27 protein-coding genes, 1 pseudogene and 1 riboswitch are annotated in these 25,866 nt (G+C 62.2%); of the genes and pseudogenes, 15 read left to right on the forward strand and 13 right to left on the reverse strand.

Annotation, left to right across the window (positions count from 1 at the left end):
• Positions 1–121: 121 nt before the first annotated feature.
• Positions 122–751: a LysE family transporter gene (locus ACLEJQ_RS01505; RefSeq protein WP_440791491.1), complete on the reverse strand. Its 630-nt coding sequence runs from the start codon at positions 749–751 to the stop codon at positions 122–124.
• Between the two features lie 243 nt (positions 752–994).
• Here ACLEJQ_RS01505 and ACLEJQ_RS01510 point away from each other — a divergent pair, with 243 nt between their 5' ends.
• The 3 genes from ACLEJQ_RS01510 to ACLEJQ_RS01520 all read left to right on the forward strand — a co-directional run bounded on the left by ACLEJQ_RS01510 (position 995) and on the right by ACLEJQ_RS01520 (position 3,826).
• A complete protein-coding gene (locus ACLEJQ_RS01510) occupies positions 995–1,960 on the forward strand; it encodes a 2-hydroxyacid dehydrogenase (RefSeq protein WP_440791493.1) in 966 nt (321 codons plus the stop codon).
• 33 nt (positions 1,961–1,993) lie between these two features.
• Complete coding sequence (locus ACLEJQ_RS01515; protein ID WP_440791495.1) at positions 1,994–2,992, forward strand: methyltransferase; 999 nt, start codon at positions 1,994–1,996, stop codon at positions 2,990–2,992.
• A gap of 49 nt (positions 2,993–3,041) precedes the next feature.
• Positions 3,042–3,164, forward strand: a riboswitch (yybP-ykoY riboswitch).
• A gap of 89 nt (positions 3,165–3,253) precedes the next feature.
• The gene (locus tag ACLEJQ_RS01520) at positions 3,254–3,826 is read left to right on the forward strand and encodes a TMEM165/GDT1 family protein (RefSeq protein ID WP_440791497.1); all 573 of its coding nucleotides are present in this window, start codon (positions 3,254–3,256) and stop codon (positions 3,824–3,826) included.
• A 122-nt stretch (positions 3,827–3,948) separates the two neighbouring features.
• Here ACLEJQ_RS01520 and ACLEJQ_RS01525 read toward each other — a convergent pair whose 3' ends face one another.
• On the reverse strand, positions 3,949–4,764 hold the full coding sequence (locus ACLEJQ_RS01525; protein ID WP_440791499.1) for a M48 family metallopeptidase: 816 nt from the start codon (positions 4,762–4,764) through the stop codon (positions 3,949–3,951).
• Between the two features lie 1,302 nt (positions 4,765–6,066).
• Between ACLEJQ_RS01525 and ACLEJQ_RS01530 the strand changes: the two are divergent.
• Positions 6,067–6,261 (forward strand): annotated as a pseudogene (locus ACLEJQ_RS01530) (HAMP domain-containing protein); the annotation flags it as partial.
• A gap of 114 nt (positions 6,262–6,375) precedes the next feature.
• Positions 6,376–7,119: a methyl-accepting chemotaxis protein gene (locus tag ACLEJQ_RS01535; protein ID WP_440791642.1), complete on the forward strand. Its 744-nt coding sequence runs from the start codon at positions 6,376–6,378 to the stop codon at positions 7,117–7,119.
• Between the two features lie 272 nt (positions 7,120–7,391).
• Here ACLEJQ_RS01535 and ACLEJQ_RS01540 read toward each other — a convergent pair whose 3' ends face one another.
• From ACLEJQ_RS01540 to ACLEJQ_RS01550, 3 genes are read right to left on the reverse strand one after another with little or no spacing between them, the layout of a single operon-like run.
• A complete protein-coding gene (locus ACLEJQ_RS01540; RefSeq protein ID WP_440791501.1) occupies positions 7,392–8,015 on the reverse strand; it encodes an SOS response-associated peptidase in 624 nt (207 codons plus the stop codon).
• Between the two features lie 35 nt (positions 8,016–8,050).
• Entirely contained in the window at positions 8,051–8,311 is a 261-nt protein-coding gene (locus ACLEJQ_RS01545) for a putative signal transducing protein (RefSeq protein WP_440791502.1), read from the reverse strand.
• Positions 8,312–8,322: 11 nt separating this feature from the next.
• Positions 8,323–8,505, reverse strand: a complete 183-nt coding sequence (locus ACLEJQ_RS01550; protein ID WP_440791504.1) for a CPXCG motif-containing cysteine-rich protein — start codon at positions 8,503–8,505, stop codon at positions 8,323–8,325.
• Between the two features lie 139 nt (positions 8,506–8,644).
• On the opposite strand from ACLEJQ_RS01550, the gene ACLEJQ_RS01555 reads away from it, so the two are divergent.
• Entirely contained in the window at positions 8,645–9,811 is a 1,167-nt protein-coding gene (locus tag ACLEJQ_RS01555; protein ID WP_440791506.1) for a 1-acyl-sn-glycerol-3-phosphate acyltransferase, read from the forward strand.
• Positions 9,812–10,030: 219 nt separating this feature from the next.
• Here ACLEJQ_RS01555 and ACLEJQ_RS01560 read toward each other — a convergent pair whose 3' ends face one another.
• Positions 10,031–10,312: a hypothetical protein gene (locus ACLEJQ_RS01560; RefSeq protein WP_440791508.1), complete on the reverse strand. Its 282-nt coding sequence runs from the start codon at positions 10,310–10,312 to the stop codon at positions 10,031–10,033.
• Positions 10,313–10,675: 363 nt separating this feature from the next.
• Between ACLEJQ_RS01560 and ACLEJQ_RS01565 the strand changes: the two genes are divergently transcribed.
• Positions 10,676–10,882, forward strand: coding sequence for a hypothetical protein (locus ACLEJQ_RS01565; RefSeq protein WP_440791510.1), 207 nt, complete (start codon positions 10,676–10,678; stop codon positions 10,880–10,882).
• 125 nt (positions 10,883–11,007) lie between these two features.
• Here the strand turns inward: ACLEJQ_RS01565 and ACLEJQ_RS01570 are convergent, their stop codons facing one another.
• Positions 11,008–11,592 carry a YajG family lipoprotein gene (locus ACLEJQ_RS01570; RefSeq protein WP_440791512.1) on the reverse strand — a complete coding sequence of 195 codons (585 nt, stop codon included), beginning with the start codon at positions 11,590–11,592 and terminating at the stop codon, positions 11,008–11,010.
• Between the two features lie 216 nt (positions 11,593–11,808).
• On the opposite strand from ACLEJQ_RS01570, the gene ACLEJQ_RS01575 reads away from it, so the two are divergent.
• Together ACLEJQ_RS01575 and mqo are read left to right on the forward strand one after the other, a co-directional pair.
• Entirely contained in the window at positions 11,809–12,042 is a 234-nt protein-coding gene (locus ACLEJQ_RS01575; protein ID WP_245145002.1) for a hypothetical protein, read from the forward strand.
• A 739-nt stretch (positions 12,043–12,781) separates the two neighbouring features.
• Positions 12,782–14,290 carry a malate dehydrogenase (quinone) gene (gene mqo, locus ACLEJQ_RS01580; RefSeq protein WP_440791514.1) on the forward strand — a complete coding sequence of 503 codons (1,509 nt, stop codon included), beginning with the start codon at positions 12,782–12,784 and terminating at the stop codon, positions 14,288–14,290.
• Positions 14,291–14,406: 116 nt separating this feature from the next.
• Here mqo and ACLEJQ_RS01585 read toward each other — a convergent pair whose 3' ends face one another.
• Positions 14,407–14,694 carry a PA4642 family protein gene (locus ACLEJQ_RS01585; protein ID WP_440791516.1) on the reverse strand — a complete coding sequence of 96 codons (288 nt, stop codon included), beginning with the start codon at positions 14,692–14,694 and terminating at the stop codon, positions 14,407–14,409.
• Positions 14,695–14,755: 61 nt separating this feature from the next.
• Positions 14,756–15,241: a hypothetical protein gene (locus ACLEJQ_RS01590; RefSeq protein WP_440791517.1), complete on the reverse strand. Its 486-nt coding sequence runs from the start codon at positions 15,239–15,241 to the stop codon at positions 14,756–14,758.
• 301 nt (positions 15,242–15,542) lie between these two features.
• Between ACLEJQ_RS01590 and dauA the strand changes: the two genes are divergently transcribed.
• A complete protein-coding gene (gene dauA, locus ACLEJQ_RS01595; protein ID WP_440791519.1) occupies positions 15,543–17,282 on the forward strand; it encodes a C4-dicarboxylic acid transporter DauA in 1,740 nt (579 codons plus the stop codon).
• 139 nt (positions 17,283–17,421) lie between these two features.
• On the opposite strand, the gene ACLEJQ_RS01600 is transcribed toward dauA, so the two are convergent.
• Positions 17,422–17,895, reverse strand: coding sequence for a WbuC family cupin fold metalloprotein (locus tag ACLEJQ_RS01600; RefSeq protein ID WP_440791521.1), 474 nt, complete (start codon positions 17,893–17,895; stop codon positions 17,422–17,424).
• 3 nt (positions 17,896–17,898) lie between these two features.
• The gene (locus ACLEJQ_RS01605; RefSeq protein ID WP_440791523.1) at positions 17,899–18,456 is read right to left on the reverse strand and encodes a hypoxanthine-guanine phosphoribosyltransferase; all 558 of its coding nucleotides are present in this window, start codon (positions 18,454–18,456) and stop codon (positions 17,899–17,901) included.
• 175 nt (positions 18,457–18,631) lie between these two features.
• Between ACLEJQ_RS01605 and upp the strand changes: the two genes are divergently transcribed.
• Complete coding sequence (gene upp / locus ACLEJQ_RS01610; RefSeq protein ID WP_440791525.1) at positions 18,632–19,270, forward strand: uracil phosphoribosyltransferase; 639 nt, start codon at positions 18,632–18,634, stop codon at positions 19,268–19,270.
• Positions 19,271–19,272: 2 nt separating this feature from the next.
• Positions 19,273–20,547, forward strand: a complete 1,275-nt coding sequence (locus ACLEJQ_RS01615; RefSeq protein ID WP_440791527.1) for a uracil-xanthine permease family protein — start codon at positions 19,273–19,275, stop codon at positions 20,545–20,547.
• Positions 20,548–20,661: 114 nt separating this feature from the next.
• Here the strand turns inward: ACLEJQ_RS01615 and hemH are convergent, their stop codons facing one another.
• Both hemH and ACLEJQ_RS01625 read right to left on the reverse strand, forming a co-directional pair.
• Entirely contained in the window at positions 20,662–21,687 is a 1,026-nt protein-coding gene (gene hemH / locus ACLEJQ_RS01620) for a ferrochelatase (RefSeq protein WP_440791528.1), read from the reverse strand.
• Between the two features lie 13 nt (positions 21,688–21,700).
• On the reverse strand, positions 21,701–22,600 hold the full coding sequence (locus ACLEJQ_RS01625) for a TIGR01777 family oxidoreductase (RefSeq protein WP_440791530.1): 900 nt from the start codon (positions 22,598–22,600) through the stop codon (positions 21,701–21,703).
• Between the two features lie 197 nt (positions 22,601–22,797).
• Between ACLEJQ_RS01625 and ACLEJQ_RS01630 the strand changes: the two genes are divergently transcribed.
• The 3 genes from ACLEJQ_RS01630 (at position 22,798) to ACLEJQ_RS01640 (ending at position 25,866) form a co-directional block, all read left to right on the forward strand.
• The gene (locus tag ACLEJQ_RS01630; RefSeq protein WP_440791531.1) at positions 22,798–23,784 is read left to right on the forward strand and encodes an NAD(P)/FAD-dependent oxidoreductase; all 987 of its coding nucleotides are present in this window, start codon (positions 22,798–22,800) and stop codon (positions 23,782–23,784) included.
• A 184-nt stretch (positions 23,785–23,968) separates the two neighbouring features.
• Positions 23,969–24,928: a YbgA family protein gene (locus ACLEJQ_RS01635; RefSeq protein WP_440791533.1), complete on the forward strand. Its 960-nt coding sequence runs from the start codon at positions 23,969–23,971 to the stop codon at positions 24,926–24,928.
• Positions 24,928–25,866 (forward strand): MerR family transcriptional regulator, encoded by a 939-nt coding sequence (locus ACLEJQ_RS01640; protein WP_440791535.1) that lies wholly within the window; start codon positions 24,928–24,930, stop codon positions 25,864–25,866. The genes ACLEJQ_RS01635 and ACLEJQ_RS01640 overlap by 1 nt, the downstream gene beginning before the upstream one ends.

Raw genomic sequence — 25,866 nt, forward strand, 5'->3', positions numbered from 1 at the left:
GGCATGCGAGGCACTTTAGAGCGCTTACGCACGGATCAAATCAGCCAAAGGAATGATTTGATCCGTGCGTAAGTACTGGCTTCGAGCCATCTTTTCTGCAGCTTACGGAGGACTGCGCCAGTCAGTGCATCTCGGTGAACGCCAGCTTGACGCCGATGGCGACGAGCACGGCGCCCATGGTCCGATCGAACCAGTGGCCCATGCGGGCGAAGCCGGCACGCACCCGCTGTTGGCTGAACAGCATCGCCACCAGGCAGAACCAGGCCGCCGTTGCGACCGCCAGGTACACCCCGTAGCCGGCCTGGACGGCCAGGGGCGTGTGCGGGTTGATCACCACGGTGAACAGCGACAGGAAAAACAGCGTGGCCTTGGGATTCAAACCGTTGGTGACGAAGCCCGCAGTGAACGCACCTCGTGCGGTACGCTCGCCGGTTTCCTTGTGCAGATCGTCCGCGGCGGCCTTGGCCGGCTGCGCGCGCAAGGCCTTGAAGCCGATGTACAGCAGGTACGCGGCGGCGGCCCACTTGAGCGCGTTGAACAGCACGATCGATTGCGACACGATCAAGCCGATGCCCAGCAGCGAATAACCCACGTGCAGGAAAATCGCCGTGCCCACGCCCAGCGCCGTCCAGGTCCCGGCACGCCGGCCATGGGTCACGCTCTCGCGCACCACCACGGCAAAGTCCGGCCCGGGACTGGCGACCGCCAGCAGGTGGATCAGGGCGACGGTGAGGAATTCGGCGAGGTACATGGGGGGCTCCTTGGCGGTTCTGCTAAATGACTACCATGACTACCGTGGCGAGGGAGCTTGCTCCCGCTCGACTGCGCAGCAGGTGCTTGCCCTATGACGAGGCCTGCTTCGCAGGCCAGCGGGAGCAAGCTCCCTCGCCACAGGGTCCTTCATAAGCCCGACATCGAGCCAGGCCGCAGCCACAGTTCATCTGATAGGCTCGCCACATTACGCCTTCAAGTCTTGATCGAACAGGTACAGCTGATGACGAACACCGCCCGCGCCGTTTTCCTTGACCACCCTTCCCTGGACCTCGGCGACCTGGATCTAGGCCCGCTGCGCGCCTGCTTCTCAGAGCTGCAATTGTTTGCCCGGACCACGCCGGAGCAAGTGATCGAGCGGCTCAAGGGCGCTACCGTGGCGATCACCAACAAAGCCGTGATCGATGCCAATGCCCTAGCCGCCAGTCCAGACCTCAAGCTGATCCTGATCAGCGCCACCGGCACCAACAATGTCGATCTGGAGGCTGCCCGCCGCCACGGTATCACGGTGTGCAATTGCCAGGGCTACGGCACGCCATCCGTGGCCCAGCACACCCTCATGCTGTTGCTGAACCTGGCGACCCGCGTGGGCGATTATCAAAAAGCTGTAGGGGAAGGTCGCTGGCAGCGGGCCTCGCAGTTCTGCCTGTTGGACTATCCGATCGTCGAATTGGAGGGCAAGACCCTTGGGCTGCTGGGCCATGGCGAATTGGGCAGCGCCGTCGGGCGCCTGGCCGAGGCCTTCGGCATGCGCGTGCTGCTGGGACAGATTCCAGGGCGCCCGGCGCGCCCCGACCGTTTGCCGCTGGATGAACTGTTGCCGCAGGTCGATGCCTTGACCTTGCACTGTCCGCTCAACGAACACACCCGTAACTTCATCGGCGCCCGGCAGTTGGCATCGCTCAAACCCGGCGCCTTCGTGGTCAACACCGCACGCGGCGGCCTGATCGACGAACAGGCCCTGGCCGATGCCCTGCGCAACGGTCACCTGGGCGGCGCGGCCACCGACGTGCTGAGCGTGGAACCACCGGTCCAGGGCAACCCACTGCTGGCGACCGATATTCCCCGGCTGATCGTCACGCCCCACAACGCCTGGGGCAGCCGCGAGGCGCGGCAGCGGATCGTCGGCCAGATGAGCGAAAACGCCCAGGCCTTTTTCAGCGGTACAGCACGACGGGTCGTCAGTTGATAAACTGCCGCACTTTTTTTCAAGGAGCAGACCATGGATCCGCGCAGTGAAGTACTGCTTCGTCAGGCCGAGTTATTCCAGGGCTCGGTCCTGCTGGCCGGCCTGCCCGCCGACGACCTGCTCGGCCGCCTGCCCGACGCCCATGGCTGGTGCTGGCACGCGGGTGACCAGGCCGCACTGGACGCCCGCTTCCCCGAGCGCAGCCATTTTGGCGTGAATGTCCCTGAACGCACTTTCGACACCGCCGTGGTGTTCTTGCCCAAGGCCAAGGACCTCACCGACTACATTCTCAATGCCGTGGCCGTACGCCTGGCCGGTCGCGAGGTGTACCTGGTGGGTGAGAAACGCAGCGGCATCGAGGGCGCGTCCAAGCAGCTCAACCCGTTCGGCAAGCCACGCAAGCTCGACAGCGCCCGGCACTGCCAGCTGTGGCAAGTCACCGTTGCCGAAGCGCCAGAAGTCAAGACGCTCGAAAGCCTGGCCCAGACTTACGAACTACCCCTGGCCGAAGGCCCGCTGAAAGTCATCAGCCTGCCCGGGGTGTTCAGCCACGGTCGCCTGGATCGCGGCAGCGCACTGTTGCTGGAGCACCTGGATAAACTGCCCAGCGGCCATTTGCTGGACTTCGGCTGCGGCGCCGGCGTGCTGGGGGCCGCAGTCAAGCGGCGCTATCCGCACAACACTGTCACGCTGCTGGACGTGGATGCCTTCGCCGCCGCCAGCAGCCGCATGACCCTGGCCGCCAATGGCCTGGAAGCCGAAGTGCTGACCGGTGACGGGATCGACGCCGCACCGATGGGCTTGAGCGCGATCCTGAGCAACCCGCCGTTCCATGTCGGCGTCCACACCGATTACCACGCCACAGAGAATCTGCTGAGAAAAGCGGCCAAACATCTGAAAAACGGCGGCGAACTTCGCCTGGTTGCCAACAGCTTCCTCAAGTATCAACCGCTGATCGAAGAGCACCTGGGCATCTGCGCGATCAAGGCCGAAGGCCAGGGCTTTCGCATCTACCGGGCCAAGCGCGGCTGAATTTTTTCAGCCACCAGCACTTGCCCAATAGGATTTGCCTAGGCAGAATCCGCTCCGTCCTAGGGGAGTAGTCTCCCGCGAGCGCCATGCTCGCCCGGCATACGTCAACACACTTGGTCAGCAGACCATGGCGTATGCGGCCCAAGCGTCCACGCAGATGGTCGCTGGGTTTGACAAGACCTATGACACGTACACCTTACCCGGGGCGGGGAGGCTGTACGTGTCATAGCCGTGTCGACCCGCCCCCTTTAGGAACCCCTGATGTTGGATTCTCTCCTCGTACCTACCGCCATCGTTGCGCTGGCCGAAATCGGCGACAAGACGCAATTGCTTGCGCTCGTCCTGGCGGCGCGTTTTCGCAAGCCTTGGCCGATCGTTGCCGGCATCGTCGCGGCGACCCTTGCCAACCATGCAGCCGCCGGGGCGGTCGGGGCGTGGGTCGGCAGTATTTTCTCGGACGCCGTGTTGCACTGGATCCTGGCCGCGAGCTTCGCCGCCACGGCGCTGTGGACCCTGGTCCCGGACAAACTGGATGATGACGAAGCCAACCCTGCGCGCAGGTTCGGGCCGTTCCTGACCACGCTGATTGCGTTTTTCCTGGCGGAAATCGGTGACAAGACCCAGATCGCCACGGTGATGCTTGCCGCGCAGTACCCGGAACTGTGGCTGGTGATCATCGGCACCACCGTGGGCATGTTGATTGCCAACGTGCCGGTGGTCCTGGCGGGCAATTTCGCCGCCGAGAAACTGCCCCTGACCCTGATCCGCCGCCTGGCCGCCTCGGCCTTCTTCGTCCTGGCGATCGTTGCGGTGTACAAGGCGCTTGGCGCCTAGCTATGAGCTGCAAGCTACGAGCTGCAAGGGAAAGCAAAAAGCAGCTCTGCTTAGCTTGTAGCTTGCAGCTTGCAGCTTGTAGCTTGCAGCTTGCATCTTGTAGCTGCCAGCCCAGCCTGGCCCTACTTCTTGGCCTGCTGGTAAAGCGGCATCACCTTGGGAATCGCCGCTTGCAACGAAGCGATCCGGCTGGTCGACGACGGGTGGGTGCTCATGAATTCCGGCGGGGCGCCTTCGGAAGCCTTGCTCATCTTGTTCCACAAGGTGATCGCGGCGTTCGGGTTGTAGCCGGCGCGGGCAGCCAGTTCCAGGCCGATCAGGTCGGCCTCGTTCTCGTTGCCACGGCTGTTGGGCAAGGTCATGCCATAGTTGGCGACGGTGTCGGCCAGCGCCAGGCTGTCCTGGCCCAATCCGAACAAGGCACCGGCGCCCTGCTTGGCCATCTCGATGCCGTAGGCCTTGGACATCGCTTCGCGCCCGTGTTCACGCAGCGCGTGGGCGATTTCGTGGCCCATGACTGCCGCGATCTCATCATCGGTCAGCTTCAGCGAATCGATTAGCCCGGTGTAGAAAATGATCTTGCCGCCAGGGCCGCAATTGGCGTTGAGCTCGTCGCTCTTGATCAGGTTCACTTCCCAGTTCCACTGCGCCGAATCAGGACGGAACACCGGTGCCTGGGCAATCAGTCGGTCAGCGATGGCCTGGACCCGCTTGGCCTCGCTGCTGGTCTTGTCCAGCACGCCCTGGGTGCTCGCCTCGCCCACGGTCTTCTGGTAGGACTGGGCGTACATCTGGTTGACCTCATCGGTCGACAACATGCTGAACATGTACTGCTTGCGCTCCACGCCCACGGCTCCGCCGCTGGTGGTATTGACCGACTGGCAACCGGCGAGCAGCAAAGCCGCACTCAGAGCACTCACCATCAAAGTCTTGTTCATATAAGAAGCTCCCTGGAAACGTGGGCGTATCCTATGCGCGGTTTTGTATCGGCGCCAGATACACACTTCTCAACTACAGGTTTTTCAGACAGATCCCACACAGTTCATTTGCGACACCCGTGGTTCCAAAACAGTCATCCGACGAACAGCGCCTCATGTCGCTGCTCAAAGACGCCGATACAAGCTTCAGACGTCATTCCCGCGTCCGGAGCCAATATGAAATTCAGATCGATCCAGTTTTCCGTCGCCGCCCTGGCCGGTGCCATCGTCCTCAGCGTGGTCGGTGCCCTGGTGCTCTATGCGCTGTTCGCCGGCGCCCGCACCCAGGAGATGGTGCAGCAGCGCACCAAGGCGCAGTTCGAACAACTCATCGAGCAACGCCTCAGCGCCTTGGCGCGCACCCAGGCCAGCCAGATCCAACGGGAATTGGAAGCCCCGCTGCAGCTTGCCAAGGGTCTTGCCACTACCAACGCGCTGATGGGCATGAATGGCACGGACGGCAATCCGCAACTCAAGATGCCTCGCGAGCAGATGATCAGCCTGCTGCGCGAAACCGTGGTACGCAATCCGAAAGTGCTCGGCGCCTACATCGCCTGGGAACCGAACGCCATCGACCACGACGATGCCAGTTACGTGAACAGTCCGGTGGCGGGCATGGAAACCAACGGGCGCTTCCTGCCGTGGTGGTTTCGTAATCAGGATGGCACCCTGGGCCTGGAAAAACTCGCCGACGTGGCCGACCAGAAACTGCTGTCCACCGGGATCCGCGCCAGTGAGTACTATCTGTGCTCCCAGGACAGCAGGAAAGCCTGCGTGATCGACCCGGCGCCCTACCGCGTCGGCGCCACCATGACCATGCTCGCCTCGTTCATCGAACCGATCATGATCGATGGCAAGTTCCAGGGCATCGTCGGTGCCGACCTGTCGGTGAACTTCATTCAAGACATGCTCGTTGCCGCCGACGCCAAGCTGTACGACGGCGCCGGGGAAATGGCCCTGCTGTCCAGTAATAACCGGTTCGTGGCGTTCACCAAGGATCCGAGCAAACTGGGGGAAAAGGCCAGCGACCTGCTCGATGCCAGCGAACTGGACAACCTGGGCAGACTCGGCTCAGGTGAAGTGCGTTACACCATCGATGAAGAGCACGGCCATATCGAGGTGTACATGCCGTTCGGCATCGGCGAAACCAGCGCACGCTGGACACTGATGCTGCAATTGCCGCTGAACGCGGTAATGGCCGACCTGCAAGCCTTGCAGAAAGACCTCAACGAACAACGCGAAACCGACATCTTCGGCATGGCCATGGTCGGCCTGGCGATTGCCGCTATCGGCCTGCTGGTGATCTGGCTGGTGGGCCACGGCATCGCCCGACCGCTCAAGCAAATGGTGGCGATGCTCGATGACATCGCTCAGGGCGAAGGCGATCTGACCCGGCGCCTGGTGAGTGACCGCGCCGATGAGCTGGGCGCGATTGCCCGGGGCTTCAACACCTTCCTGAGCAAGTTGCAGGGCATGATCAGCCAGGTGGTGACGTCGGTGCAGAGCGTCAGCGATTCGTCGGAACACACCGCCGACATCGCGATCCGCACCAACCAGGGCGTGCACAAGCAGATGTCGGAGATCGATCAGGTCGCCACCGCCGTGCAGGAAATGACCGCCACCGCCCAGGACGTTGCACGCAACGCGACCCAGGCCGCCCAAGCCGCCAGTCATGCCGATCAGGCCGCCAGTCAGGGCATGCAGATCGTGCAGGACACCTCCATGTCCATCGGTGCCCTGGCCGAGGAAATCGGCCGGGCCGTGGGTGTGGTACAGAACCTGGCCAAGGACAGCGAAAACATCAATGCGATTCTGACGGCCATCCGCGGGATTGCCGAACAGACCAACCTGCTGGCGCTGAACGCGGCCATCGAGGCGGCCCGAGCCGGCGAACAGGGTCGAGGGTTTGCGGTGGTAGCCGATGAAGTGCGCAACCTGGCGCAGAAGACTCAGCAGGCTACGGAGGAAATCCAGTCGATGATCCAGCAACTGCAACAGGGCACGCGGGACGTGGTGCGGGTCATGGAAGACAGCCAGCACCGCACCGATGAAAGCGTGCAGCACGCGGCGAAAGCGGCCCAGGCGCTGGAGACCATTACCCAGGCCGTCTCGGTGATCAACGACATGAACACCCAGATCGCCAGTGCCGCCGAAGAGCAAAGCGCCGTGGCCGACGACATCAACCGCAACGTGATCAACATCGGCCAGGTGGCGAACGAAGTCGCCAGCGGCGCCGACGAATCCAGCGCCGCCAGCGCCGGGCTGACCAAACTGGCGGAACAGCAGCGGCGGTTGATCAATCAGTTCAGGGTTTGATCCGAGGTCCCTATCGCGAGCAGGCTCGCTCCCACAGAGAGTTGGTGGTGAACACCGACTCTCTGCCACAGCATCCATGTGGGAGCGAGCTTGCTCGCGATAGCAATGGCAAAACCACCATCTCTGCCAACTGAACCACCGCCATCGCGAGCAAGCTCGCTCCCACAAAGTTTTCGGGACGGGCGCAGAGATGGTGAACATCCGCAATTCACTGGGAGCGAGCCGGCTCCGGGCGGCGATCCGACGATGAGGCCGGCCCAAGCACCGCACACTCAAGCCGGGGTCAGGCACTCCGGCCCATTGAGTTTCGGGTCGTTGATCAGGTTGGCCAGCACTCGCTCGCGCAGTGGCAGCGGTTCGCTGGCCAGCAGTCCTTGCAGGGCATGCAGCGGCGTTTCGGGGTCGAGCCACAGGCGCTGGCCTTCTTCGTCCAGGATCAATGGGCGGCGCTGGCCCGCTGCGGGCTGGGTGATGACGGCGGTGCTCAGCCAGACCTGTTCCTGCACCGGGTAGGCTTCCCAGATGGCCGCGAAAAACAGCGACGCCCCTTCCCCTGGCGTCAGCCAGAACGGACGCTTGCGCGCGCCGCCGCGCCACTCGTAGAAGCCGTTGGCCGGCAGCAGGCAGCGACGCAGGCGCAAGGCTTCGCGGAACATCGGCTGCTCGGCCACGGTTTCGGCCCGGGCATGGGCCGGCGTGCGGGAAAGGTCGGTCAGCCACGGCGGCGTCAGCCCCCAGCGAGCCCGGGCTAGCTCACGCCGGCCCTCGGCGTCGGCACGCAGCATCAGCACCGAATCGTTGGGCGAAATATTCCATTGGGCCTTCTGGTCGGCAGGAAAGCCGGGCAAGGCCGCGAAAGCGGGGTTCCAGCGAAACAGGGCATAACGTCCACACATGGGGCAACACGACTCTTGATCGAACGACCGCCAGCCTAGCAGACCAGCGTACCGGGGTAACTGTCCGGTTCATCGCCGGGCAGCGGCAGCGCGGCATTGTAAGCGGCGATGAGCTCCCGGGCGTATTGCGCCTGGTCGTCCTCCACCGCCAGCCCCAACAGGCCTTGCATGGGCAATTCACCAACGCCGCCCACCAGGTCGCGACCCACCAGATGCGCCGTGATGCCTTCGCTGGCGAGCATGCCTTGCAGCAGTTCGCCTTCCATCAGGTTTTCCAGCTCATAGATGCGCCGCATGGACGTCCCCTTCAGTCATTCTCGCTGTAGACCTCCAGATACCACTCTTGACCATCGACCTGCAGGACGAACGTAATCGGTCGACAACACACCTGGCAATCCTCGATATAGGTCTGGTCGCCACCGGACAGGTCCACACTGGTCTCAACTGCTTCACCACAATAAGGACAATCGTACACAGCGGTTTCCAGCATCACGGGTCTCCCAGGTGACTTGTGCGTATAATCGCCGGTCTATTTGCAGGGCTATTTTCATCTGGCTTATCTTCCAGACCAGGCCCTGGCTTTTTTTGATCGAACCTTTACTTACCCTAGCCGTTTCCAACAAGAGAGCATGATGGGCGAATTCGATGCCATCCGACCTTACGACGACAGCGAAGTCCCAGCGGTGCTGGCCCGGCTGCTCGGCGACAAGGCGTTTCTAGATATCCTCACCCACTTCCGCTTCCCGCGCCTGGCCGGGGCCCTCGGCTGGATGCTCAAACCTCTTATAGCGCAAAGATTGCGGCGTGAGTTCGCCGGCGTGACGTCGGTCGCCACTTTGCAGGACAAAGTGGAGTTCTACGTCGACCACACCATCGAGCGCGCCACCGACGGTGTGACCTACACCGGGGTGGAACAATTCAAGTCCGGCAGTGCGTACCTGTTCATCGCCAACCACCGCGACATCGTGATGGACCCGGCGTTCGTCAACTATGCCGTATACCACGCCGGCCTGCCGACACCGCGCATTGCCATTGGCGACAACCTGCTGCAAAAGCCGTTCGTCAGCGACCTGATGCGCCTGAACAAGAGCTTCATCGTGCACCGCTCCCTCACCGGGCGGCGGGAAAAACTGGCGGCGTACCAGCTGCTGTCGGCGTACATCAACCACTCGATCCGCAACGATTGCGCCTCGATCTGGATCGCCCAGGCCGAGGGTCGGGCCAAGGACGGTGACGACCGGACCGAATCGGCAATCCTCAAGATGTTCCACATGAGTCGCAAGGACGAGCCGTTCGGCGAGGTCATCCGGTCGCTGAACCTGACGCCGGTGTCCATCAGTTACGAGTACGATCCCTGCGACCAGGCCAAGGCCCGCGAGCTGTACATCCGCGCCACCACCGGCAGCTACACCAAGGCGCCGGGCGAGGATGACGTGAGCATCGCCAAGGGCATCACCGGCTACAAGGGCCGGGTCCACGTGAACTTCGCCGCGCCGATCACCGAAGTGTTCGAAGATACCAAGCAACTGGCCATGGAGATGGACCGGCAGATTCTCGGTGGCTACCGGTTGTTCCCGGTGCACTACCTGGCCTACGCCCAATGGGCCGACGCCGACCCGCAATTGCAAGTGCCCACGGCCGCCGAGGTGTTTGGCGCCGAGGAACTGGCCAAGGCCGAGCAGGAATGGCAACGCCGCCTGGACGCCTGCCCACCGGAACACCGGCCGTTCCTGGTGTTGCAGTATGCGACGCCGGTGCGTAATCAGTATCGGGTCAAGGCGGGGTTGGCGCTTTAAGCGGCAGGTCTGAGGACACGGATTCCCTGTGGCGAGGGAGCTTGCTTCCGCTCGATTGCGCAGCAATCGCAAACAGGCTTGCGGTTAGTCAGAGCCTTGGGTTGACCGTTCAAGGGGGCTGCTTCGCAGCCCAGCGGGAGCAAGCTCCCTCGCCACAAAAGCACCTTTGCCTGGCGACCCTCGCTTGTCCTGCAAGCCCCCCTCGCCACGGCTACGCAGTCAGAACTGTGTGCTGATCCACGACACCAGCAACGCCAGCGCCAGGCAGCCAAAGCCGAACCGATAGAAGAACCGGTTCATCCGCTGGGTGGCCAGGTCCAGCAGTGCTTCGAAACGCTCCTCGCCATTGCCACTGCGTGCTTGCAGGCAGGCTCGCGCCCGTTGTTCACGGCGACGCGTCGCGTGCAGTACCCAGCCGCCCGGGCAGGCAAACAGCAACGCGAGCAGGTTGATCAGTTTGGCGGGGTGGGCAGCGAACAACGAAAACAGATGCAGCGACATCACGAACCTCAAGCGATAAACGGACAGGACAGACACGCCCATGGCCTACGAACAGGGCGCGGATTCTACCGAAAGCCTGCCGCCCTGCACCGTTTTTTCCGACCAACAACGATCAGCTGAGGTAATGGCCTGGCGACTTCGTGGCGAGGGAGCTTGCTCCCGCTGGACTGCGAAGCAGTCCCAAAAAAGCTTGCACGATTAACCTGACACGCCGAGACGCTAGTCGGGGGCTGCTGCGCAGCCCAGCGGGAGCAAGCTCCCTCGCCACAAAGCGCCAATCAAGCCGGAGTAAATCCATCCGTCACGATTTCGTCATCTGAGCAGGCCACTCTGTCGCCCGTCAAAACCTGCACGGACCCCATCATGCTGCACGCCGAAAACCAGGATCGTCTCTATCTCATCAGCCCGAGCGAGGAACAACAGAACCTTGTCGGCAGCCTGTCCTTCAATGTCCAGGATCAGCACTGGCTGGTCTACTGCGCCCTCGGCGGGCATCAACATGCCGATTTGCCAGAGGCCGACCTGCTGACCGGGATCAGTGTGTTGGAGTTTTATTCACAGGCGGCCTGAAAACCAATGTGGGAGCGAGCCTGCTCGCGAATGCGGCGGCACATTCAACATCAATGTGACTGACAAACCGCTATCGCGAGCAGGCTCGCTCCCACAGGGGTGTACTGCCTGAATGAGTTGAAAGCTTACTCAGCCAATACCTGCCCAATGGTCGGGTCTTTGAACAACCGGGTCAGAGCATCACTCAACACGTCGCTCACCAGCTTGGTGTTGGTGTCCTGGTTCGGCGCCATGCCGAAGCGCTGGTCCAGCGAAGCGCCGTAGCGACCGCTGTAGCGGCGGTTGGCGTTCTGCACGTCGGAACGGAAGGTCGCGCCGATGGTGGCTTCGGTCACGTACATGCCTTCCTTGGGCGACTGATACTTGAGCTCGGCCAGGGTCACGGTCAGTTGTGGTGCGTTCAGGGCGTTGGCGGTTGGGGTGAAGCCCAGCAGGCGTACCGCCGCTTCGGCCTGAGCCTGCAATTTCGGCAGGATCTGCGCGCCTTGCACGGTGATCACGCTGGTTTCCGGGTACAAGCCGCCACGGGTACCGAGGGTCGGCGAAGGACGACCGTCCACCACGCGCACCACCACCGGCTGGCCACGACCTACAGGCGCCAGCTGGGCATTGAGCTTGGGCTCCGGGTTAAGTTGTTGCGGACTGTGGGCGCAGCCGACGAGGGCCAGACTGGTCACAGCGATCAAACCGAACAACAGGCGTTGCAACATGCTCTTCTCTCCAGAATCGGGCACAAACAGGCCGGCAGTATAGCGGTGGGCCATCGCGGGGAACCAGCACCGCGGGATGAATACTGAAAAGTCTGACAAAACCCGCGCGGGCCGGTTCCTATCCCCATCTGTCACCCCATTGTCACGCGCCTTACACCGGCATGTCATCGCCCGCTGTCAGGCTCTTTCACAAGCCTCCTGACCCGGTATTCGATCATGCGCTTTCTTATTTCCCTGTTCACCCCGCGCCCGCATCATCGCAGCTTCGCCCTGTTGGACGGCAATGGCCGCTGCCAGGCCTTCAAGCAGTGCAGCCTGCAGCCGATGGGCGAGGGCTGGGTGGAAATCGAAGAGATCCGCCTCAACTGGCTGCACCAGCCATTGCCCGCCAGCGCTCGCGTGCAACCGCTTCGCGCCCGCTCACGCAACCGGCAACTGTTGACCATCTGACCGGACGGCTAATAAAAGTCATTAAACACGACCATTTCCCTGCGTTTCTTCGATACAATCTCCCCCCGATTATAAGGACGTCTCCTGATCGGGCCTCGCAACATCGCCGATGCGCTGGTATTGGCACCCCGCAACGCCCACAGAGAGCCGCCCACACAGATCGAGTGAAGCTGGCGCGCTTGCTGTTCTCAGGCAAATCATCCCTTCTCGCGAATCTGCAGAGCTGTCATTACGCTCGGTCACTGAGCTGTCTGCCCGTTTTGCCTGTCATGTATTACATGGGGGCAAACCAAACCGGGCGCGGTGCCAGGCTGGGACAGCCCTTTTTTGAGGTTCACGTCTTCAAAAGAGCGTGAAAAAAACGGGTTTTCACAACTTCACAAGAGTGTGGCGAGCAAATGAAGAGTTTTGCGTCTGAACAAGCACCATCAGCGTCTGTAACAGCCCAACGACACAGGACCGGCCATCGCTCAAGAACCGGCGCCTGAAGCCTGTCCGCTACGGATTTGGTTGCACGAACGGATGTCTCGGCCATAAGTCGAATTGCCCGCCCGGCGCTTAAGTGAGTTCATAGGACGCTTGAGGCCAGGCTGCATGCATCCGCAGTAGTTGCGAAAAAATTGCGAAGATTCGGACATGGCGATCCTGGCCATGGATACCTGGGGCACAACCGACCTGCCCTGCCATTCCTGGCCGCTATGCCGACAATTTGGTGCTGCAGATTTTGGAGACGCGTTAAATGGCGCATAACGAAGCAGTCGATGTAGTTCTGGTAGGGGCCGGCATCATGAGTGCCACCCTGGCCGTACTGCTCAAGGAACTCGACCCCGCGATCTCGCTGGAAGTCGTCGAGCTGATGGATTCCGGTGCCGCGGAGAGTTCCAACCCCTGGAATAACGCCGGCACCGGCCACGCCGGGCTGTGTGAGCTCAACTACACGCCCCAGGCCGCCGATGGCAGTATCGACATCAAGAAAGCCGTGCACATCAACACCCAGTTCGAGGTGTCGAAGCAGTTCTGGACGTACCTGACTAAAAAAGGCACGTTCGGCTCCTCCAAGTCCTTCATCGCCCCGGTACCGCACCTGAGTTTCGTGCAGGGCGAAAAAGGCGTGTCGTTCCTCAAGAAGCGCTTCGAGCTGCTGAAACAGCACCACGCCTTCGCCGACATGGAGTACACCGAAGACAAAGGCAAGATGGCCGAGTGGATGCCGCTGATGATGCCTGGCCGGCCCGCCGATGAAGTCATCGCCGCGACCCGGGTCATGAACGGCACCGACGTCAACTTCGGCGCCCTGACCAACCAGTTGCTCAAGCACCTGACCAGCGCCCCGGATACCCAGGTCAAATACTGCAAGCGCGTCACCGGCCTCAAGCGCAACAGCAATGGCTGGACCGTAAGCATCAAGGACGTGAACTCCGGCAACAGCCGCGAAGTCGACGCCAAATTCGTTTTCCTGGGCGCTGGCGGTGCAGCGCTGCCGTTGCTCCAGGCCTCAGGCATCGAGGAAAGCAAGGGCTTCGGCGGCTTCCCGGTCAGCGGCCAGTGGCTGCGTTGCGACAACCCGGACGTGGTCAAGCATCACCAGGCCAAGGTCTACAGCCAGGCCGCCGTGGGCTCGCCACCCATGTCGGTGCCGCACCTGGACACCCGCGTGGTCGATGGCAAGAAGTCCCTGCTGTTCGGGCCCTACGCCGGTTTCACCACCAAGTTTCTCAAGCACGGTTCGATCATGGACCTGCCGTTGTCGGTACGCGCCGGCAACATCGGCCCGATGCTGGCCGTGGCCCGGGACAACATGGACCTGACCAAATACCTGATCAGCGAAGTGATGCAGTCCATGGAGCAGCGCCTGGAATCCCTGCGTCGCTTCTACCCCGAGGCGAAAGCCGAGGACTGGCGTCTGGAAGTGGCCGGCCAACGGGTGCAGATCATCAAGAAAGACCCGAAGAAAGGTGGCGTCCTGCAGTTCGGTACCGAACTGGTGGCGGCCAAGGACGGCAGCCTCGCCGCCCTGCTCGGCGCGTCGCCTGGCGCTTCGGTCACCGTATCGATCATGCTGGAACTGATCGAACGCTGCTTCCCGGAAAAAGCCAAGGGTGAGTGGGCGACCAAGCTCGCGGAAATCTTCCCGGCCCGGGAGAAAGTCCTGGAAACCGACGCGGCGCTGTATCGCAAGATCAACGCCCAGAACAACGTCGCGCTGGAACTGGTTGAAGAAAGCAGCGAAACCCAAAGCTACGCTTGATTGGCTCGTATGAAAAAACGCCCCGTTCTCCATGAGAGCGGGGCGTTTTTTATGGGTGGCGCTTTCGTGGCGAGGGAGCTTGCTCCCGCTGGCCTGCGAAGCAGGCCCATGACCAATCAGCCACGCGCCTTGTTGAACAACTCGATGTATTCCTCGGCATTGCGCTGGTCCTGGATCAACGCGACAAAATCGTTACCTTTTTCATCCTTGCCATTGAGATCGTAGCCGGCCTCGACGAAGAACGTCAGGAACCGCTCGAAATCGTCGACTCGCAGGCCACGGTAACCCTTGATCAATTTGTGCAGCGACGGCGACGTGGCATCGACCGGTTCGAAATTGAGGAACAGCTTGATCTGCTCGTCGCCAATCTCATCGCCAATCACTTGTTTCTTGTCTTTACGCATTGCCGGCTCCAGCTTGCACAATTCACGGGGCGGGCAGTTTACCCCTGCCAGACGTCGCGGCTCAACGCGGGCGTTCGGCACCGGTGTGCAGGTCGGCCCAGATATGGCCGTTGGCGTAGGTCAGGAACTGCACATAGACCGTGTTATTGCGCAACAGATCGATAACCACCCGGTACTGGGCCTGTGGATAAGACAGGGTCAGGGTCTTGCTCGCTTCATCGAACATTGGCTTCTTCAGGCTTTTGCTTTCACCATCAAAGTTGAGGATCACCTGGTTGAGGGTGGCGCCTTTGTTCAGCGCCTTGCCCTTCAGACGCACCAACAACGGTGATGTGACCGGTATCGGTTGCTGATTGGACTGACGCTGATTGCCCAGCACCACCGAATACTCGGTCACTTGTAGCAGTTGCTGCTGTTCAGGCTGCTCCTGGCGCACCGTCAGGTCATCGGGCGGCAGGAACTGGCTGTGCATCGGCGCGGCTCCGGCCGCCAGGGTCAAGCTCGATAGCAACAGCAAGGCGGCGCAGCGGCGGATCGATACACGCATGACAGGCTCCAGGGTCTTGGCCGGGCACTCTAGCATGAGCGGGGGCAGTAAAAATAATCGGCCCGGATCAATACTTCGGGGCTACGAGGGCGGCATACTCAGATGGCCATCCCGGCGGAAACAACTGGTGATGTCTTTGTGGCGAGGGAGCTTGCTCCCGCTCGGCGGCGCAGCCGTTGTAAAACGCCTGATGCGTTCAGTCTGGAGGATTGCATCAGGCCATTTTGGGGCGCTTCGCACCCAGCGGGAGCAAGCTCCCTCGCTACAAAAACGTCTGCCCAAACCTTTGTGTGGAGTGCCTATGTCCTTCTCCGCCCCACCATTATTTGCCGCGTGGCGCCAGAGCTGGCGTGCCGGTTACACCCTTGCGCGCCTGCGGGGCGACCTGGTGGCCGGGCTGACCGTGGGCATTATCGCGATTCCCTTGGCCATGGCCCTGGCGATCGCCGTCGGCGTACCGCCGCAACACGGTTTGTACACGGTGCTGGTGGCCGCACCGCTGATTGCCCTGACCGGCGGTTCGCGCTTCAACGTAAGTGGGCCGACGGCGGCGTTCGTGGTGATCCTGCTGCCCATCACTCAGCAATATGGCCTGGGTGGCCTGCTGCTGTGCACGATGCTCGCCGGGCTGATCCTGATCGCCCTCGGGGTGATGCGCGCCGGACGGTTGATTCAGTACATCCCCTATCCGGTCATCCTGGGTTTCACCGCCGGGATCGGCGTGGTCATTGCCACCTTGCAACTCAAGGATCTGCTGGGCCTGAGCACCGCCGGCCAGGCCCGGCACTACATCGAGCAGCTGGGCGAGTTGATCGTGGCGCTGCCCGGCGCACGCCTGGGCGACGGCCTCATCGGAGCCAGCTGCCTGGCGGTGTTGATTGCCTGGCCGCGCTGGGTGCCGAGGGTGCCCGGCCATCTGGTGGCCCTGCTGGTCGGCGCACTCCTGGGGCTGGCGCTGGAGCGCGGTGGCTGGCCGGTCGCGACATTGGGCGAACGCTTCAGTTACCTGCTCGACGGCGTGGCGCATCCGGGCATACCGCCGTTCCTGCCCCGTTTTGATTGGCCGTGGAATCTGCCGGACGGCCAAGCTCGTCCGTTGACGCTGTCCTATGACCTGATCCGGCAGTTGATGGCGCCCGCATTCGCCATTGCCATGCTCGGCGCCATCGAATCGCTGCTGTGCGCCGTGGTGGCCGACGGCATGACCGGCAGCAAGCACGATCCCAATGCCGAGTTGATCGGTCAGGGCCTGGGCAACCTGGTTGCGCCGCTGTTCGGCGGGATCACCGCCACCGCCGCCATCGCCCGCAGCGCCACCAACGTACGCAGCGGTGCGTCGTCACCGTTGGCGGCGATTATCCACAGCCTCGTGGTACTGCTGGCGATGGTGCTGCTGGCGCCGCTGTTCAGCTACTTGCCCATGGCAGCATTGGCGGCGCTGCTGGTGATGGTCGCCTGGAACATGAGCGAAGCCGGACATGTGCTGCACACGCTGCGCATCGCCCCGCGCAGTGATGTGCTGGTGTTGCTGACCTGCCTGAGCCTGACGGTGCTGTTCGACATGGTGCTGGCAGTTGCCGTCGGCCTGCTGCTGGCCGCCGGGTTGTTCATCAAGCGCATGAGTGAATTGACCGACAGTGCGGAACTGCCACGTCAGTTCCACCAGGCCCTGCAGCAGATGCCCGAACACGTGCGCTGCTATGGCATCCGCGGCCCACTGTTCTTTGGCGCAGCCGAAAAGGCCCTGGACGTGCTGCGCCGCTTCGATCCTGGCGTGCGGGTGGTCGTGGTGGAAATGAGCGCAGTGCCGATGCTCGACATGACCGCGCTGGCCGCGTTTGAAAACATCCTCAAGGATTACCGCAAGCAGGGCATCGGCCTGATCCTGGTGGCAACCGCCCCGCGGGTACGCCTGAAACTGCGCCGCGCCGGCATCCATCGTGAGCAACGCCAACTGGCGTATGTACAGACGCTGGAGCAGGCACGGGTCAAGAGTGAGCAGTGGTTGGCGGCTGGCACCACCCGCTCAAGGCTTGCCTGAACCCGTGGCGAGGGAGCTTGCTCCCGCTGGGACAGTCCGACGCCTCGGGCACAGCAGCCCCAATTGCAGGTGGGTGCTACGCACCCAAGCGGGAGCAAGCTCCCTCGCCACGGGACTGCGTAGCCCTTCCAAGCCGTACTCAGTCGAACTGCGCGCGCATCCAGGCCTGGTACTCAGCCACGCCCGGCTCGCCTTCGCGAGGTGCCCAATGGGCCAGTTCGCCTTCGCCCACGGGACGATACGGCCCGGCCTTGCATTCGAACATCATGCTGTCGGCCTGCAATACCACCAGGCCGTGGTACACACCAGCGGGCAAGTCGATGCCGAGGCAATCGCCGCCGGCCTGCAGGATACGCTTGTCCACCACCGCACCGTCTTCGTCAAACACCAACACCCCCAGCCGGCCCCTGAGCACCAGCAAGGTCTCAGCCTTGTCAGCGCTCAGGTGGCGGTGCGGCGGGATGTAAGTCGAAGGCTGCAAGCCAACCGCCATGCGGTGGCAGGGCTCATCCATCTGGTGAAAGTTGTGATGCTGTCGCCCGCGAGGATTGGCCGCGGCTTTGCCGGCCAACTCTTCGAACAGCGCCTGGTCCAGAAAGCTTGGCCGGATCATGGATTACATTCCTTTGACGGCAAAAATACCGTTGGCGTTGCGCCAGTAGCCCTTGTAGTCCATGCCATAGCCGAAGATGTAGCGGTCGACACACGGCAGGCCCACGAAATCGGCCTTCAGGTCGGGACGGGCCTTGCGGTCGTGGTCCTTGTCGATCAACACGGCGGTGTGCACGGCACGGGCGCCGGCGTGTCTGCAGAAGTCGATGATCGCGCCCAGGGTGTGACCTTCATCGAGGATATCGTCGATGATCAACACGTCGCGGTCGATGAACGAGACTTCCGGCTTGGCTTTCCAGAACAGGTCGCCGCCGCTGGTCTCGTTGCGATAACGAGTGGCGTGCAGGTAGGACGCTTCCAGCGGGAAATTCAGGTAGGTCAGAAGCTTGCCGGAGAAAATCAGTCCGCCGTTCATCACACAGAACACCACCGGGTTGGCCTCGGCCAACTGCTCGTTGATTTGCGCACCGACACGGGCGATGGCCGCTTCGACTTCGGCTTCGCTGTACAGGCAGTCAGCCTCGCGCATGATTTGACGGATATGCTCGAGATCAGCGGACATGGCGCTCTCCAAAGGGCGGTTGAGGATGGGCAGGTTCGGAAAAGCGGGCAAAGGTACGCATCCCGACCGGCCAGATCAAGCGTTTGTGGACTAACGTTCTGTATTGTCTATAGGACAACACTCTCGGATAGATTAATCTAGGCCGGTTTTTTTGCCCGCCGCCGGAGCCAGCCCCATGCCCATCCTCGAGATCCGCCATCCGCTGATCAGACACAAACTCGGCCTGATGCGCCGCGCCGACATCAGCACGAAGAATTTCCGCGAGCTCGCCCAGGAAGTCGGTGCCCTGCTCACCTACGAAGCCACCAAGGACCTGCCGCTCGAATCCTATGAAATCGACGGTTGGGCCGGTGCGGTCCAGGTCGAGAAAATCGCCGGCAAGAAAATCACCGTGGTGCCGATCCTGCGCGCCGGTATCGGCATGCTCGAAGGCGTGCTCAGCCTGATCCCCGGTGCCAAGGTCAGCGCCGTGGGCGTGGCGCGCAATGAAGAAACGCTGCAAGCGCACACGTACCTGGAAAAACTCGTTCCGGAAATCGACGAGCGCCTGGCAATGATCATCGACCCGATGCTTGCCACGGGCAGCTCCATGGTCGCCACCATCGACCTGCTGAAAAAAGCCGGTTGCCGGGACATCCGCGCCATGGTGCTGGTGGCGGCGCCCGAAGGCATCAAGGCCGTGGAAGACGCTCACCCCGACGTGACCATCTACACGGCGTCCATCGATCAGAAACTCAACGAACACGGCTACATCATCCCGGGCCTGGGCGATGCCGGCGACAAGATCTTCGGCACCAAGCAGAAGGACGCCTGAGCATGCAGGATGAGTTCAACGATCCGCTCTGGCGCCAGGTGCTGTCAGGCGCACAGATGTTGTTCGTGGCCTTCGGCGCCCTGGTGCTGATGCCGTTGATCACTGGCCTGGACCCGAACGTCGCACTGTTCACGGCGGGCCTGGGCACGATCCTGTTCCAAATCGTTACCGGCCGTCAGGTGCCGGTGTTCCTGGCGTCGAGCTTTGCGTTCATTACCCCCATCATTCTCGCCAAGGGCCAGTTCGGCCTGGCAGCGACCATGGGTGGCGTGATGGCGGCCGGTTTCGTCTACACCTTCTTGGGCCTGGCGGTGAAGATCAAGGGCACCGGGTTCATCGACCGGCTGCTGCCGCCTGTGGTCATCGGCCCGGTGATCATTTCCATCGGCCTGGCGATGGCGCCGATTGCCGCGAACATGGCGATGGGCAAGGCCGGTGACGGCACTGAGCTGATTCATTATCAGACCGCAATGATGATCTCCATGCCGGCCCTGCTCACCACCCTGATCGTCGCGGTGTTCGGCAAAGGGATTTTCCGCCTGGTGCCGATCATTTCCGGCGTGCTGGTCGGCTTCGCCATGGCGTTCTTCTTCGGCGTGGTGGACACCGCGAAAATCGCCGCCGCTCCATGGTTCGCCCTGCCGAACTTCACCGCGCCGGAATTCAACTGGCAGGCGATCCTGTTCATCGTGCCCGTGGCGCTGGCGCCGGCCATCGAGCACATCGGTGGAGTGATTGCCGTGGGCAGCGTGACCGGTCGCGACTACCTGAAAAAACCCGGCCTGCATCGCACCCTGTTCGGTGACGGCATCGCCACCACCGCAGCCGGCCTGTTCGGCGGCCCGCCCAATACCACCTATGCCGAAGTCACCGGCGCGGTAATGCTGACCAAGAACTACAACCCGAAAATCATGACCTGGGCATCGATCTTCGCCATCGCCCTGGCGTTCATCGGCAAGTTCGGCGCACTGCTGCAAAGTATCCCGGTGCCGGTGATGGGCGGGATCCTGTGCCTGTTGTTCGGTTCGATTGCGGCGGTGGGCATGAACACCCTGATCCGCCACAAGATCGACCTGGGCGAGGCGCGTAACCTGGTGATCGTCTCGGTGACGCTGGTGTTCGGCATCGGCGGTGTGCTGGTCGGCACCGGTACCGGCCCGGACGACTTCGGCCTCAAGGGCATCGCCCTGTGTGCGGTGGTGGCGATTGCGCTGAACCTGATCCTGCCGGGCAATGACGGTTGGAAGCAGAAGAAGGCGGATGAGCCGCTGCTATAAATCAGCCTGTTCTATTGTGGCGAGGGAGCTTGCTCCCGCTTGGGTGCGAAGCGCCCATCTAATGGGGCTGCTTCGCAGTCCAGCGGGAGCAAGCTCCCTCGCCACAGTTTTGTATTACAAAGCAATCGGCGCCCGCTCACACAACCGGCTCAACGCCTCGGCCCACTGCGGCTGATCATTGAGGCACGGCACCAGCACCAGCTCCTCGCCACCCGCCGCCAGAAACTGCTCGCGACCACGATCACCGATCTCTTCCAGGGTTTCGATGCAGTCCGCCACGAACGCCGGGCACATCACCAGGACTTTCTTCACACCGCTTTTACCCAGTTCATCCAGGCGCGCTTCGGTATAGGGCTCGATCCACTTGGCGCGGCCCAGGCGGGACTGAAACGACACCGACCAGTGCCCGTCCTTGAGCCCCATGCGCTGGGCAAACAACTCGGCGGTACGAATGCACTGGGCACGGTAACAGGTCGCCATGACTTCCGGCGGTGCGTTCTTGCAGCAGTCGGCATCCTTGAAGCAATGGAATCCCGTCGGGTCGAGCTTGGTCAGGTGCCGCTCCGGCAGCCCATGGAAACTGAGCAACAGATGATCGTAGTCCTGGACCAGATATGGCTTGGCGCTGGCCACTAGAGCGTCGAGGTATTCCGGCTGATCGTAGAACGGCTGGAGGATCGAGAACTGCACATCGAGCTTCTTCTCCCGCGCCACGCGCCGAGCTTCTTCAATGACCGTGGTGACGGTACTGTCGGCGAACTGCGGATACAACGGCGCCAGGGTGATCGTCTTGTGGCCCTGGTTCGCCAGGCGCACCAGGGCCGACTCGATCGATGGCTCGCCGTAGCGCATCGCCAACTCTACCGGGCCCCGGGTCCATTGCGCGGTCATGGCCTGTTGCAAGCGACGACTGAGCACCACCAGCGGTGAGCCCTCCTTCCACCAGATCGAGGCGTAGGCGTGAGCCGACTGCTCGGGACGCTTGATCAGGATCAGCGACACCAACAACCGCCGCACCGGCCACGGCAGGTCGATGACATAAGGATCCATCAGGAATTGGTTGAGGTAGCGGCGCACATCGGGCACCGAGGTGGAAGCAGGCGAACCCAGGTTTACCAGAAGCAATGCGTGATCGGTCATGCAACGTCCTATTTCAGAAGCGGCTGGACAAGTCGTCCAGAGCCGCAGGTAAATCAGTGAAGCGGAAGGTAAAACCCGCCGCCTGCAATCGGGCCGGGGTGGCGCGCTGGCCGCCCAGCAACAACAGTGACATTTCCCCCAGCGCGACCTTCAACGCCAGCTCCGGCATCGGCAGCACCGCCGGCCGATGCAACACGCGCCCCAGGGCCTTGGCGAAATCGCGATTGCGCACCGGGTTCGGCGCGCAGGCATTATAGGGACCGCTGGCCTCATCGCGGAGCAGAAGAAAATCAATCAGGGCGATTTGATCGTCGATGTGAACCCACGGCATCCACTGCCGACCATTGCCGATACGCCCGCCCAGCGCCATTTTGAAGGGCGGCAACAGGCGCGACAAAATACCGCCCTCGGCGGACAGGACCAGGCCGGTGCGCACCAGCACCACCCGCACGCCCATGGCCTCGGCCCGCTGCGCGGTTTCTTCCCAGGCGATGCACAACTGACTGGCGAAATCCTCGCTGACCGGACCCGATGCTTCGGTCAGCTCACGCTCGCCACCGTCGCCATACCAACCCACCGCCGAGCCGGAGATCAGGACCTGCGGTTTCTGCTCGCAGCGCTCCAGCCACGCCAGCAATACTTCGGTCAGGGTGACGCGACTGCTCCACAACAGCATCTTGCGCTTGTGAGTCCATGGGCGGTCGCCAATCGGCGCGCCGGCCAGGTTGATCACCGCATCCACCGGCTCGACAATATCGTCAAGCTTGGCGACGGCCCGCACCTGCGCTCCGCAGATTTGCGCCACCTCGGCCGGCCGACGACTCCATACCGTCAGACGGTGGCCCTGCCCCAACCAGAGCCGGCAGAGCTGACGTCCGATCAAACCAGTACCGCCGGTCAGCAAGATATGCATGAGTTGTTTCTCCTATCGCGTTTTACCCGGCCCACTAGTCTATTTTTATAAGCAGGGATTTTTCGTATCAGACAGGGTCTGTGATTAAACAATAGGACAACCTGTCCAAGCGCGAACGGTAAAACTTATACCAAAAACCAGATTTGTACAGGTTTAAACGACGGCGTAGTCTGTACAGAAAGGTAAACGAGGCCCTCATGACTGTACCTATCGCAATCATCGGCACCGGCATCGCCGGACTCTCAGCCGCCCAGGCCCTGACGGAGGCCGGGCACACCGTTCAACTTTTCGACAAAAGCCATGGCAGCGGCGGACGCATGTCCAGCAAGCGTAGCGACGCCGGCGCGCTGGATATGGGTGCACAGTATTTCACGGCCCGCGACCGGCGCTTCGTCACCGAAGTCCAACGCTGGCAAGCCAACGGCTGGGCCGCGGAATGGAGCCCGCAACTGTACAACTTCCAGGGCGGCCAACTGAGCCCATCGCCGGACGAGCAGACCCGCTGGGTCGGCACGCCACGCATGAGCGCCATCACCCGCGCCCTGCTCGGCAAGTTGCAGGTGCAGTTTTCCTGCCGGATCACCGAGGTGTATCGCGGCCAGGAACATTGGCACCTGCAGGACGCCGAAGGTTTCACCCATGGTCCCTTCGGCCAGGTAGTGATCGCCACGCCGGCGCCACAGGCTACCGCATTGCTCGCGGCCGTGCCGAAGCTGGCCGGCGTGGCCGCCGGGGTAAAAATGGACCCCACCTGGGCCGTCGCCCTGGCATTCGAGAAGCCTCTGGATACGCCTATGGAAGGCTGCTTCGTGCAGGACAGCCCGCTCGACTGGCTGGCGCTCAACCGTAGCAAACCGGGACGCGACAGCAAGCTCGACACCTGGGTGCTGCACGCTACCAGCGACTGGAGCCGACAGAACATCGACTTGCCCAAGGAGGCCGTGATCGAACACTTGCACGGCGCCTTCGCCGAGCTGCTGCACAGTGCGATGCCCGCCCCCAGCTTCAGCGTGGCTCATCGCTGGCTCTACGCCCGCCCGGCCGGCAGCCATGAGTGGGGCGCCCTGGCCGATGCCGACCTGGGCTTGTACGTGTGCGGCGACTGGTGCCTGTCCGGCCGGGTCGAAGGCGCATGGCTCAGTGGCCAGGAGGCTGCCCGCCGCTTACATGCAAGCTTGCAGTAAATCGCGTCACCCTGCGCCATTCGCTGCTGTCGAAGAAGGCAGCAGCTCCATCCGCAAGCAGAATCGCGACGCGATGCCCGCGAGCTCTTGTACAAACCGGTTGACTTGTACGACTTCGTGTCTATGATGAAAATATTGTACATGAATTTATTTCTGTACAAGATTAACCCATCAGAGGTCGCCCATGCCCAACGACGCCGCCAAACCCAGAATCGCTATCAGCGCTTGCCTGATGGGCGCTGAAGTTCGCTTCAACGGCGGGCACAAGCAATCGCAACTGTGTAGCCGCACCCTGGTGGATTACTTTGATTTCGTGCCGGTATGTCCTGAGGTTGCCATTGGCCTGGGCATTCCCAGGGAGCCGATCCGCCTGGTGGGCGATCCCGATAATCCCGCGGCAGTCGGCACGGTGGATCGTACCCTCGACGTAACGCAGCCACTGGCCGATTACGGCGTGCAGATGGCGGGCGAACTGGATGACATCTGCGGCTACATCTTCATGCAAAAGTCCCCGTCCTGCGGCCTGGAGCGGGTCAAGGTCTACCACCCCAACGGCGCGCCACAGGACGGCGGCGGCCGCGGCATCTACGCCCAGGCATTTTGTGAACGCCACCCTGACTTGCCGGTGGAGGAAGACGGTCGCCTCAACGATCCGGTGCTGCGGGAGAACTTCCTGACCCGGGTGTTCGTCTACGCCGCCTGGCAACCCTTGCGCCGCAAGGGACTGACCCGCCGTGACCTGATCGACTTCCACTCGCGCTACAAATATCTGCTGATGGCCCACAACCCGGTGCAATACAAAGTCCTGGGAGCCATGCTAGGCGACATGGGCAAGGCCGATCCCAACGACCTGGGCCCGCGTTATTTCAGCGCACTGATGGCAGCACTGAAAAAGTGTGCAACCCGGCGCACCCACACCAATGTCTTGCAACACCTGAGCGGGTATCTGAAACGCGCCATCGGCAGCGAGGACAAGCAGGAGGTGCAGCACCTGATCGGGCAATATCGACAGGGCATCGTGCCGCTGGTGGTACCGCTGACGTTGCTCAAGCATCACCTGCGCCTGCACCCCGATCCGTATCTGGCGCAACAGGTCTATCTGCAACCGCATCCGGAAAACCTCAGCCTGCGAAACGCCATCTGATGAAACGCGAAACCGATTCCAGCGCCAGTGAAGACCTGGGCGCCGACTTTGCCAAGGCCCTGGAACAAGGCTGGCTGCCGATTCGCGAGGTCGCTCGGCAGACCGGGGTCAATGCCATCACGCTGCGGGCCTGGGAACGCCGGTACGGCTTGATCGTGCCGCACCGTACGCCCAAGGGTCATCGGCTGTTCAATGCCGAACACGTGCAACGGATCCAGAGCATCCTGACGTGGATCAACCGCGGAATGGCCGTGAGCAAGATCAAGCCGTTGCTCGATACGGCGCAACCGCTGGCCGAGCCTCTTGAAGACGACTGGCAGCGTCAGCGCCACGCCCTGGTGCTGGCGGTGACGCAACTGGCCGAGCGTCAGGTCGATGAACTGGTCAACCAGGCGATGGCGCTTTACCCGCCGTGGACCGTGTGCGAGCAGTTGCTGCTGCCCCTCCTCGGCCAGCTGCAGGTGCGCTGGCAAGGACAGTTCGGTGCACAACTGGAGCGGGTTTTCCTGTACTCCTGGCTGCGCAGCAAATTCGGCAGTCGGATCTATCACAACAATCGTCAACTGCGCGGCGCGCCGCTGCTGTTGATCAATCATTCGGACGTTGGCCTGGAACCGCAGCTGTGGCTCACCGCGTGGCTGGCCAGCAGCGCCGATTGCCCGGTGGAAGTGTTCGACGCGCCGATTCCGCCGGGCGAACTGGCCCTGGCGGTGGAACGCCTGAACGCCCGCGGCGTGGTGCTGTATGCCAGCAACGCGATCAATCTGTCCCAACTGCCCAAGCTACTGGGCGCAATCGACTGCCCGATCGTCATCGCCGGCCCGGCCGCGTCGATTCATCAAGCCAGGTTATCCACGGGTGTTTCGATGATTGACGTGTCCTGGGCCGAAGATCCGTTATCCGCTCATCGCGAGCTGAGTCGTAGAGAAATCATTTGA

Origin of the sequence: Pseudomonas sp. SMV71 (assembly GCF_052042015.1) — a bacterium.
GTDB lineage: Bacteria > Pseudomonadota > Gammaproteobacteria > Pseudomonadales > Pseudomonadaceae > Aquipseudomonas.

What these genes read in the sequence shown, in the direction of transcription:
- ACLEJQ_RS01505 (WP_440791491.1), bottom strand. Translation starts at nt 751, where the DNA reads ATGTACCTCGCCGAATTCCTCACCGTCGCCCTGATCCACCTGCTGGCG.
- ACLEJQ_RS01510 (WP_440791493.1), top strand. Translation starts at nt 995, where the DNA reads ATGACGAACACCGCCCGCGCCGTTTTCCTTGACCACCCTTCCCTGGAC.
- ACLEJQ_RS01515 (WP_440791495.1), top strand. Translation starts at nt 1,994, where the DNA reads ATGGATCCGCGCAGTGAAGTACTGCTTCGTCAGGCCGAGTTATTCCAG.
- ACLEJQ_RS01520 (WP_440791497.1), top strand. Translation starts at nt 3,254, where the DNA reads ATGTTGGATTCTCTCCTCGTACCTACCGCCATCGTTGCGCTGGCCGAA.
- ACLEJQ_RS01525 (WP_440791499.1), bottom strand. Translation starts at nt 4,764, where the DNA reads ATGAACAAGACTTTGATGGTGAGTGCTCTGAGTGCGGCTTTGCTGCTC.
- ACLEJQ_RS01535 (WP_440791642.1), top strand. Translation starts at nt 6,376, where the DNA reads ATGTCGGAGATCGATCAGGTCGCCACCGCCGTGCAGGAAATGACCGCC.
- ACLEJQ_RS01540 (WP_440791501.1), bottom strand. Translation starts at nt 8,015, where the DNA reads ATGTGTGGACGTTATGCCCTGTTTCGCTGGAACCCCGCTTTCGCGGCC.
- ACLEJQ_RS01545 (WP_440791502.1), bottom strand. Translation starts at nt 8,311, where the DNA reads ATGCGGCGCATCTATGAGCTGGAAAACCTGATGGAAGGCGAACTGCTG.
- ACLEJQ_RS01550 (WP_440791504.1), bottom strand. Translation starts at nt 8,505, where the DNA reads ATGCTGGAAACCGCTGTGTACGATTGTCCTTATTGTGGTGAAGCAGTT.
- ACLEJQ_RS01555 (WP_440791506.1), top strand. Translation starts at nt 8,645, where the DNA reads ATGATGGGCGAATTCGATGCCATCCGACCTTACGACGACAGCGAAGTC.
- ACLEJQ_RS01560 (WP_440791508.1), bottom strand. Translation starts at nt 10,312, where the DNA reads ATGTCGCTGCATCTGTTTTCGTTGTTCGCTGCCCACCCCGCCAAACTG.
- ACLEJQ_RS01565 (WP_440791510.1), top strand. Translation starts at nt 10,676, where the DNA reads ATGCTGCACGCCGAAAACCAGGATCGTCTCTATCTCATCAGCCCGAGC.
- ACLEJQ_RS01570 (WP_440791512.1), bottom strand. Translation starts at nt 11,592, where the DNA reads ATGTTGCAACGCCTGTTGTTCGGTTTGATCGCTGTGACCAGTCTGGCC.
- ACLEJQ_RS01575 (WP_245145002.1), top strand. Translation starts at nt 11,809, where the DNA reads ATGCGCTTTCTTATTTCCCTGTTCACCCCGCGCCCGCATCATCGCAGC.
- mqo (WP_440791514.1), top strand. Translation starts at nt 12,782, where the DNA reads ATGGCGCATAACGAAGCAGTCGATGTAGTTCTGGTAGGGGCCGGCATC.
- ACLEJQ_RS01585 (WP_440791516.1), bottom strand. Translation starts at nt 14,694, where the DNA reads ATGCGTAAAGACAAGAAACAAGTGATTGGCGATGAGATTGGCGACGAG.
- ACLEJQ_RS01590 (WP_440791517.1), bottom strand. Translation starts at nt 15,241, where the DNA reads ATGCGTGTATCGATCCGCCGCTGCGCCGCCTTGCTGTTGCTATCGAGC.
- dauA (WP_440791519.1), top strand. Translation starts at nt 15,543, where the DNA reads ATGTCCTTCTCCGCCCCACCATTATTTGCCGCGTGGCGCCAGAGCTGG.
- ACLEJQ_RS01600 (WP_440791521.1), bottom strand. Translation starts at nt 17,895, where the DNA reads ATGATCCGGCCAAGCTTTCTGGACCAGGCGCTGTTCGAAGAGTTGGCC.
- ACLEJQ_RS01605 (WP_440791523.1), bottom strand. Translation starts at nt 18,456, where the DNA reads ATGTCCGCTGATCTCGAGCATATCCGTCAAATCATGCGCGAGGCTGAC.
- upp (WP_440791525.1), top strand. Translation starts at nt 18,632, where the DNA reads ATGCCCATCCTCGAGATCCGCCATCCGCTGATCAGACACAAACTCGGC.
- ACLEJQ_RS01615 (WP_440791527.1), top strand. Translation starts at nt 19,273, where the DNA reads ATGCAGGATGAGTTCAACGATCCGCTCTGGCGCCAGGTGCTGTCAGGC.
- hemH (WP_440791528.1), bottom strand. Translation starts at nt 21,687, where the DNA reads ATGACCGATCACGCATTGCTTCTGGTAAACCTGGGTTCGCCTGCTTCC.
- ACLEJQ_RS01625 (WP_440791530.1), bottom strand. Translation starts at nt 22,600, where the DNA reads ATGCATATCTTGCTGACCGGCGGTACTGGTTTGATCGGACGTCAGCTC.
- ACLEJQ_RS01630 (WP_440791531.1), top strand. Translation starts at nt 22,798, where the DNA reads ATGACTGTACCTATCGCAATCATCGGCACCGGCATCGCCGGACTCTCA.
- ACLEJQ_RS01635 (WP_440791533.1), top strand. Translation starts at nt 23,969, where the DNA reads ATGCCCAACGACGCCGCCAAACCCAGAATCGCTATCAGCGCTTGCCTG.
- ACLEJQ_RS01640 (WP_440791535.1), top strand. Translation starts at nt 24,928, where the DNA reads ATGAAACGCGAAACCGATTCCAGCGCCAGTGAAGACCTGGGCGCCGAC.